The sequence below is a fragment of the Allosalinactinospora lopnorensis genome (genome assembly GCF_000981225.1).
GTDB classification, from domain to species: Bacteria; Actinomycetota; Actinomycetes; order Streptosporangiales; family Streptosporangiaceae; genus Allosalinactinospora; species Allosalinactinospora lopnorensis.
Genome location: NZ_LAJC01000026.1, coordinates 58,286 through 65,708 on the forward strand (window position 1 = coordinate 58,286; position 7,423 = coordinate 65,708).

The following is a 7,423-nucleotide window of genomic DNA, read 5'->3' on the forward strand; positions in this document are numbered from 1 at the left end:
GAGCGGGTTCCCCGGTGGCCAGGCCACCGGGGAACCCGCTCTGTCCGGCTACTCCGCTATCGGGAGGTAGACCCGCTTGCCCTGGTCCGCGAACTCCGCGGACTTGTTCTGCATACCCTTCTCGATCGCGGCCACCGTCGACAGGCCGTTCTCCTCGGCGTACTTGCGGACGTCCTGCGTGATCTTCATCGAGCAGAACTTGGGTCCGCACATCGAGCAGAAGTGCGCGGTCTTGGCGGGCTCGGCCGGAAGCGTCTCATCGTGGAAGGACTGCGCCGTCTCCGGATCCAGCGCCAGGTGGAACTGGTCCTGCCAGCGGAACTCGAAGCGCGCCTGGGAGAGTGTGTCGTCCCACTCCTGCGCCCGCGGGTGCCCCTTGGCCAGGTCGGCGGAGTGCGCGGCGATCTTGTAGGTGATCACACCGGTCTTGACGTCGTCCCGGTTGGGCAGCCCCAGGTGTTCCTTAGGCGTCACGTAGCACAGCATCGCTGTTCCGTACCAGCCGATCTGCGCCGCGCCGATGGCCGAGGTGATGTGGTCGTAGCCGGGGGCGATGTCGGTCGCCAGCGGTCCCAGCGTGTAGAAGGGGGCCTCGCCGCACAGCTCCTCCTCCAGCCGCACGTTCTCGGCGATCTTGTGCATGGGGACGTGCCCCGGGCCCTCGATCATCACCTGGACGTCGTGCGCCCGCGCGATGTGCGTGAGCTCTCCGAGCGTGCGCAGCTCGGCGAACTGCGCCTCGTCGTTGGCGTCGGCGATGGACCCCGGCCGCAGCCCGTCCCCCAGCGAGAACGTGATGTCGTACTCGCGGAGGATCTCGCAGAGCTCCTCGAAGTGCGTGTAGAGGAAACTCTCCTTGTGGTGCGCCAGGCACCAGGCCGCCATGATGGAGCCGCCGCGCGAGACGATGCCGGTGACACGCCGCGCGGTGAGGGGGACGTAGCGGAGCAGGACACCGGCGTGCACGGTCATGTAGTCCACGCCCTGCTCGGCCTGCTCGATGATGGTGTCGCGGTAGATCTCCCAGGTCAGCTCGGCCGGGTCGCCGTTGACCTTCTCCAGCGCCTGGTAGATCGGCACGGTGCCGACCGGCACCGGCGAGTTGCGCATGATCCGCTCGCGCGTCTCGTGGATCCGCTTGCCGGTGGAAAGGTCCATGATCGTGTCGGCGCCCCAGCGGGTGGCCCACACCATCTTCTCCACCTCCTCCTCCACCGAGGAGGAGACAGCGGAGTTGCCGATGTTGGCGTTCACCTTCACCAGGAAGTTCTTACCGATGATCATCGGCTCGGACTCCGGGTGCCGGCGGTTGAGCGGGATGACCGCCCTGCCGATGGCGACCTCGGAGCGGACGAACTCCGGATCCATGCCCTCGCGGGCGGCGATGAAGCGCATTTCCGGGGTGATGACGCCGGCCTTCGCGTAGGCCAGCTGGGTGACCGCGCCCTTGACGGGGTCGCGGCCGTTGATCCAGTCCTCGCGCGAACGGGGCAGCCCCGCGTGCACGTCGATGGTCACAGAGGAGTCGGTGTATGGGCCTGAGGTGTCGTACAGGTCAATGTGGCTGCCATTGCTGAGTCCAACCCGCCGATGCGGAATCCGGAGCGTCTGTCCGGATCCCGGGTCCTCGATCTCGTGGTAGACCTTCTCCGAGCCTTGATGGGGCCGGAGGTCACGGTGGGTTGGACACTACGGTCGTCAAGCGCCGTCAAGGCATGCCTCCCTACGTCGGAATTACCCGAACAGGTTCTGCGGTCGGCGGCACCCGTCCCCTCCAGGGACAGCCGCCCTCTCAGCCCGCCATGGCGCGAGCTCCCGCGGTTTTCATTTCTCGTGTGTCCACGCTGTCGTCACAGCGTGCGGCACCCATCGCGTGGGTGCCGGCGATCATATGACCGAGGCCACCTTACCTGTGCACTACCGGACCGATCCAGGCCCTCCCCCTTCAGAACAGCGTCTCGCCCTCCGAGGGCGGCTCCTCGTCCACCGGTTCCAGCAGTTCGGGGCCGTTGTTGCGGATACTGTTGACCGCGTCGCTCACCCGGTGGACCGCGAAGTCGCCCGCCGGTGTCGACGCCATGACGTGCTGCAGGGCGGGCAGGTCGGCGTTCGGGTCGAGCCAGGTGTCCCACTCGCCGCGCGGGACGACGACGGGCATCCGCTCGTGGATGTGGCTCAGCTCCGGCGCGGCCTCCGCCGTGATGACGGCGCAGCTCCACAGCCAGGCGGCCGGGTCCTCCTCGGGCAGCTCGGGGTTGCGCCACCGGTCGAACAGTCCGGCCAGCGCGAGCGGGGCGCCGTCCGCGTAGTGGACCGCGTAGGGGAGCTTCCTCGCCCTGGCCTTGCGGCGCTTGTGACCGGGGTCGGTGGCCGGTGACGTGCCGGGCTCGGCGGCGGCCGGAACGTCTTCGGGCAGCAACTGCCATTCGTAGTAGCGTCGGCCGGGAGCAGGCAGCGGCGCCGGGCGAACGCCGTGCGGAAGGCGGGCCTCTCCGCGACGGTCTCGCTGCGCGCGTTGATCATCTTGTAGCCGACGTTGCTGTCCTTGCCCCAAGACGGCACGAGCCCCCAGCGCAGCGCGTGCAGCGACTGCGGGCCGGCCCGGCCCTGGCATGCCTCATTGGGCGGGGTCCCGAGCACGGCGTAGACGGACGCCCCCGGGGAGATGTTGTAGTCGGGCCGCAGCTCCTCCAGCGGCGGCCACGCCCGCGGGTCGCGCCCCTTCTCCCCTGCCGGTTCGCCGACCTCCGGGACGTCGAACGCCAACCGCAGTTGATGCCGGTTGCGCGCCTGCGCATAACGACCGCACATACCACCAGTTTCGCACCGCGACCCACCTCCGCGAAGCGAGGAAGGCGAGAGCGGCGACCGGCACCGCGATCGTCCGCCCGGCCCGGTGTCGCGGGAGGTCGCCACGTATGACAATGAAGACCGGCACCGCGGATCCGCGCACGCCCGGCATCCCGACTACGACGAAAGGCAGTGGCCGGTGGCTTTCCCCCCTCCGCCCCCTCCGCCCCCTATGCCTGTTCCGGACGGCCGCCCCAGCGGCTACGCCACGGCCAGCGTCATCATCGGCGCGGCCAGCCTGCTGGGCTGCTGCTTCCTCATCGTCCCGCCTTTCGTCGGTCTCATCCTCGGCGTCATCGCCATGACGCGGACCCCGAGGACGAACCGCAGGGCCGCCACGTGGGCCGTGACCGGCACGGCCCTGAACGGGTTCGTCTGCGCGGCCCTGCCCCTCCTCCTCGCGATCGGGGCGATGGCCGATAGAGGGTGATGGGGATTGGGGGCATGTGTCCGGATGCGGTCACGTGGTGTGGGGCCCGGTGATCGCGGCGTAGTCTCGGATCCGGAACGCGGGCCGTACCCCGCTTGCCGGTATTCAGCCGAATAGGCGGTGGTTGTCCCTCCATGGCCGTTGCGGACCACTCCTCGGGCAACGTGTTCAGCGGTAGCGGTGAGAACGTGGTGCAGGCCGGGGAGATCCGCGGCGATGTCCACCTGAATGCCCCGGAGCGGCCCCGGCCGCCGGTCCCCCGCCAGCTTCCGGCGACGACGGCGCACTTCGTCAACCGCGCCCTGGAACTGGCCCGCCTGGACGGCTACCTGGACGCGGAGGCGGACCGCCCCTCCTCGGTGGTGATCTCGGCGATCGCGGGCACCGCCGGGGCGGGCAAGACCGCCCTGGCCATGCACTGGGGCCACCGGGTACGCGGGCGCTTCCCCGACGGGGACCTGTACGTGAACCTGCGCGGCTACGACACCGGACCGCCGGTGAGCGCCGAGCAGGCGCTGCAGCGTTTCCTGCACGCGCTGGGCGTTCCCTCCCGGGCGATCCCCGCCGACGTGGAGGCCCAGGCGGCGCTGTACCGCTCGGTGCTCAACGAGCGGCGGGTGCTGGTCGTGCTGGACAACGCCGCCAGCGTGGAGCAGGTCCGCCCGCTGCTGCCCGCCGCACCCACCTGTCTGGCCCTGGTGACCAGCCGCAGCCGGCTGGCCGGGCTCAGTATCCGCGAAGGAGCACAGGCCATGTCACTCGACCTGCTCAGCGAGGAGGAAGGGCTGGCGCTGCTGCGCACGGCCATCGGAACCCGGGTGGACGAGGAACCCGGGGCGGCCGCCGAACTGGTCCGGCTGTGCTGCCACCTGCCGTTGGCGCTGCGCATCGTGGCCGAACGCGCGGTGAACACCCCCGGCGGTGCCCTGGCCGACCTGGTAGAGGACCTGACCGCCGAGCACGACCGGCTCGACGTGCTCTCCAGCGCCGACGACGATGAGGCGTCCGTCCGCGCGGTGTTCTCCTGGTCCTACATCGCGCTCCCGGCCGAGGCCGCGCGGATGTTCCGCCTGCTGAGCCTGCACCCGGGCGGCGACATCAGCGCCCACGCCGCCTCCGCCCTGGCGGGAATGTCCTTGCCGAAGACCCGCCGCCTGCTGGAAACCCTGTTCAGCGCCCACCTGCTGGAGCAGACCGCCCGCGAGCGCTACCGCTTCCACGACCTGCTGCGCGCCTACGCCACCGAACGCGCCGAGGACGACCAGCCCGAGGAAGACCGCGAAGCCGCGCTGGACCGGCTCTTCTGCTGGTACCTGCACAGTGCCGACGCGGCTGTGAGGGAGGGAGTCAGGGCTTTTAGCCAATTCCCGCTCTCCCTACCCCCTATGGGCGACGCCGTTCATGCCATGGATTTCAGCAGCACCATAGACGCCCTTTCATGGCTGGACGTTGAATCGCAGAATATCGCGGATGTCGTTCGGTTCGCTGCTCAGGCAGGAAAGGATTCGGCGGCATGGAAGCTCCCTGTAATATGTTTGCCGTACTTCCGTCTACGCAGACTCTGGTCCATCCTGATAAACACTCACAATATCGGTCTTTCTGCTGCACAGAGCAGTGGTGAGGATTACGGGGAAGCAGCGCTTCTTAATGATCTAGGCGTCTTCCATAGGGAACGCGGAGAAGTCGACGACGCTCTCACTTGCTTCGATCGATCCCTTCACCTGTGGGAGCGAGTTGACGACGACTGGGGAGCAGCCTGGCACTTAGCAACCTGAGCGGTATCTACAGAAGACTCGAACGCCAGGAGGAAGCGTACGCGGCAGCTCAGCGCTCGCTGGCTCTCTGGCGAGAGCTCAACGACCAAGGTGGTCAGGCTGAAGCGGAATACGGACTAGGGATTCTCCACCGCATTGCAGGACGCTACCAGGAGGCTCTAGAGAGTCTGGGAGCCGCATATCGCTTATTTGCGAACCTGAGCAACCGTCTGAGCCAAGCAGCGGTCTTGGTCGAACTGGCCGCAACGCACCGGCTTCTCGATGATCCAACCAAAGCCGTCGAATCCTTGCGGCAGGCGCAGGAAATATTCCGAGAATCCGGTGACAACTGGAGAGAGGCCACCACATCAGACGATCTGGGCCGGCTCCTCAGCGATCAAGGCAAAACTGCCGAGGCCCGTGAGGCGTGGCTGGCAGCCCTCTCCGTATTCGAGTCCGAGGATCCAGAACGGGCGGCTCAGACCCGAGCCCGGTTGGAGGCCCTGCAGGAGGCAAGCTCCGACGATCTGCCCAAGTGAGCTGTGCTGACTGGTGGAACCGTACCGGTGTATCATGCCCGCGGATGAGTACAAGGAGGCCCCGCGATGCCGGGGCCTCCTTCTTTTCATCGATTGTTACAGCTCACTGGACTTGACGACACCGAGAAGGGCTGCCCACTCAGTCTTCGGGAGGAAGAAGTGCCCCTTCTCTGGGTGCTTCGAGTCACGCACTGCTGCACCGTCCGGGAGGTCGGCCACCTCCACACAGTTCTGCGGATTGCTGTAGGACGACTTGCGGAACGCGAGCTCGACGGATGAGTACATGATCGTCGGTTCTTTCTAGGCGGTCAGGTTTCGCAAGTAACCCGGAACGTCGTCCGGGTCCAGGGCCTTGGCCAACAGCCGGTCGAAGATGCGGCGGTACCGTTCGATCTCCTTCGGCTGGTCCAAATACAGGCCGTCGGTGTCGCTTTCCAGGAACACGATCGCTTCGGACGGTTCCCCATAGTCCAGGATCGCAAAAGGGCCTCCCATGCCCGCATGCAGCCCTGCGCTTACCGGTAGCACCTGCACTGTCACGCTGTTCGGTGCTTCGGCGACCTCGATGAGCTGTTGGATTTGGGCGGAAAATAGGCCCGGCGTCGCGCGCAAGAGCTGAAGGGCGTGCTCGTCGATGATGGCCCACAACTCGGGGGGCTCCTCGCCGATGAGGATCTCTTGGCGCTTCATCCGGGCCTCGACGGTACGTTGGACGTCGTCGGGATCGCGGATCAGCGTCGCCTGACAGACAGCCGTGGCGTATTCGGCGGTCTGCAAAAGGCCGGGGATGTACAGCGGTTCATAGGACCGAAGGCTCGTGGCACCGGCTTCCAGAGAGGTGTAGGCGCCGGTCAGGACGTCGTCGTAGCGGTTCCACCATCCCCGCTGACGTGACTGGCGGGTCAGATTGAGGATGGTCTCCCGCTCGCGGTCGTCGTCCACACCGTAGACGTCCAGCAGCAGTCGGATGTCGGTCACAGCGGGCTTCTTCGAGCGCCCGGTCTCAATGTTGGAGACCTTGGTCATCGACCACTCAAGCGTCTCGGCGGCCTTCTCAATCGTCAAGCCCGCGCCGAGGCGCTTGCGGCGCATCTGCGCTGATAGCTGGCGACGGCTCACTGACGGACTGCTCAACTCGACCTCCTGACTGGCTGCCGTCGATGCTACCCGGTTTCGATCCGAAACGGACATTTCGCAACTCCTGGTTCGCAACTACCTGCCAACAAATCAGGATATAAGAGTTGCGATTCGAAAGTTTTAAATACAGGATAGAGCTCGTACTCATCCACGGCCGCCCTCATCCAGCGGCCCCGACCCCCTGGGGTGTTCTCATGAGATTGCTGTGTCTGCTGCTGATCCCGCTCGTGGCGCTGGTGGCGCCGTCCCGGCCTGGTCGGCATGAGCGCGGCCGGATGCCCGAACCGCGGCGGGCGCCGATCATGGCGCTCCGTCCCTGTGCTCCTGTCGGGCCTGGCGGTCTGGACGGGTTGTTCGTGCGGACCCGGATCGTGGGCCCGTGGTACGAGGAGTGGGAACGCCGCCGGGGCGATGGCCTCGATGGGGTGCGCGCCGACCTGGCACCCCTGGTACGGGACCTGCTAGCCCGGCGCGGCGAGGCGGCGGGGGTGGGACGGTGAGCACGAGCATCCAGCCCGGCCGCCGGCCGCTGTACGTGGTGCCCCGGCAGCGCGACGGCGCCCCGTTGCCCGCCGTCCGCATGGCCGGTGACTTCGCTGAGCTTCAGGACTGGGCGAGCGCCATGGACGTTCCCATCACTGTGGCCGAGGAGGACTGGCACAGCCTCACCTACCAGGCCACCGCCCTGGTCTCGGGTGAGCGCGTCTGCTATC

6 protein-coding genes and 3 pseudogenes are annotated in these 7,423 nt (G+C 67.1%); 5 read left to right on the plus strand and 4 right to left on the minus strand.

What is annotated here, in order from left to right; translation table 11 throughout:
* Window positions 1-48: 48 nt before the first annotated feature.
* Together thiC and VS93_RS11775 are read right to left on the minus strand one after the other, a co-directional pair.
* Window positions 49-1,712 (minus strand): annotated as a pseudogene (gene thiC, locus VS93_RS11770) (phosphomethylpyrimidine synthase ThiC).
* A 233-nt stretch (window positions 1,713-1,945) separates the two neighbouring features.
* Window positions 1,946-2,811: pseudogene (locus VS93_RS11775) on the minus strand (SOS response-associated peptidase).
* A 178-nt stretch (window positions 2,812-2,989) separates the two neighbouring features.
* Between VS93_RS11775 and VS93_RS11780 the strand changes: the two are divergent.
* From VS93_RS11780 to VS93_RS31530, 3 genes are all read left to right on the plus strand, one after another.
* Complete coding sequence (locus VS93_RS11780; protein WP_156184789.1) at window positions 2,990-3,280, plus strand: hypothetical protein; 291 nt, start codon at window positions 2,990-2,992, stop codon at window positions 3,278-3,280.
* A gap of 134 nt (window positions 3,281-3,414) precedes the next feature.
* On the plus strand, window positions 3,415-5,055 hold the full coding sequence (locus VS93_RS11785; RefSeq protein WP_052745701.1) for an ATP-binding protein: 1,641 nt from the start codon (window positions 3,415-3,417) through the stop codon (window positions 5,053-5,055).
* Window positions 5,056-5,060: 5 nt separating this feature from the next.
* Complete coding sequence (locus VS93_RS31530) at window positions 5,061-5,573, plus strand: tetratricopeptide repeat protein (RefSeq protein ID WP_394298816.1); 513 nt, start codon at window positions 5,061-5,063, stop codon at window positions 5,571-5,573.
* Between the two features lie 96 nt (window positions 5,574-5,669).
* On the opposite strand, the gene VS93_RS11795 is transcribed toward VS93_RS31530, so the two are convergent.
* Both VS93_RS11795 and VS93_RS11800 read right to left on the minus strand, forming a co-directional pair.
* On the minus strand, window positions 5,670-5,858 hold the full coding sequence (locus VS93_RS11795) for a DUF397 domain-containing protein (protein WP_046469990.1): 189 nt from the start codon (window positions 5,856-5,858) through the stop codon (window positions 5,670-5,672).
* A 15-nt stretch (window positions 5,859-5,873) separates the two neighbouring features.
* Window positions 5,874-6,692, minus strand: coding sequence for a helix-turn-helix domain-containing protein (locus VS93_RS11800; RefSeq protein ID WP_269082844.1), 819 nt, complete (start codon window positions 6,690-6,692; stop codon window positions 5,874-5,876).
* A 212-nt stretch (window positions 6,693-6,904) separates the two neighbouring features.
* On the opposite strand from VS93_RS11800, the gene VS93_RS11805 reads away from it, so the two are divergent.
* Together VS93_RS11805 and VS93_RS11810 are read left to right on the plus strand one after the other, a co-directional pair.
* Complete coding sequence (locus VS93_RS11805; RefSeq protein WP_156184790.1) at window positions 6,905-7,210, plus strand: hypothetical protein; 306 nt, start codon at window positions 6,905-6,907, stop codon at window positions 7,208-7,210.
* Window positions 7,207-7,423: pseudogene (locus VS93_RS11810) on the plus strand (hypothetical protein); the annotation flags it as partial. The gene VS93_RS11805 and the pseudogene VS93_RS11810, both read left to right, overlap by 4 nt.

Excerpts from the sequence above, each read along its gene's own strand:
- VS93_RS11805 (WP_156184790.1), top strand. The coding sequence starts at position 6,905 with ATGAGATTGCTGTGTCTGCTGCTGATCCCGCTCGTGGCGCTGGTGGCG.
- VS93_RS11785 (WP_052745701.1), top strand. The coding sequence starts at position 3,415 with ATGGCCGTTGCGGACCACTCCTCGGGCAACGTGTTCAGCGGTAGCGGT.
- VS93_RS11795 (WP_046469990.1), bottom strand. The coding sequence starts at position 5,858 with ATGTACTCATCCGTCGAGCTCGCGTTCCGCAAGTCGTCCTACAGCAAT.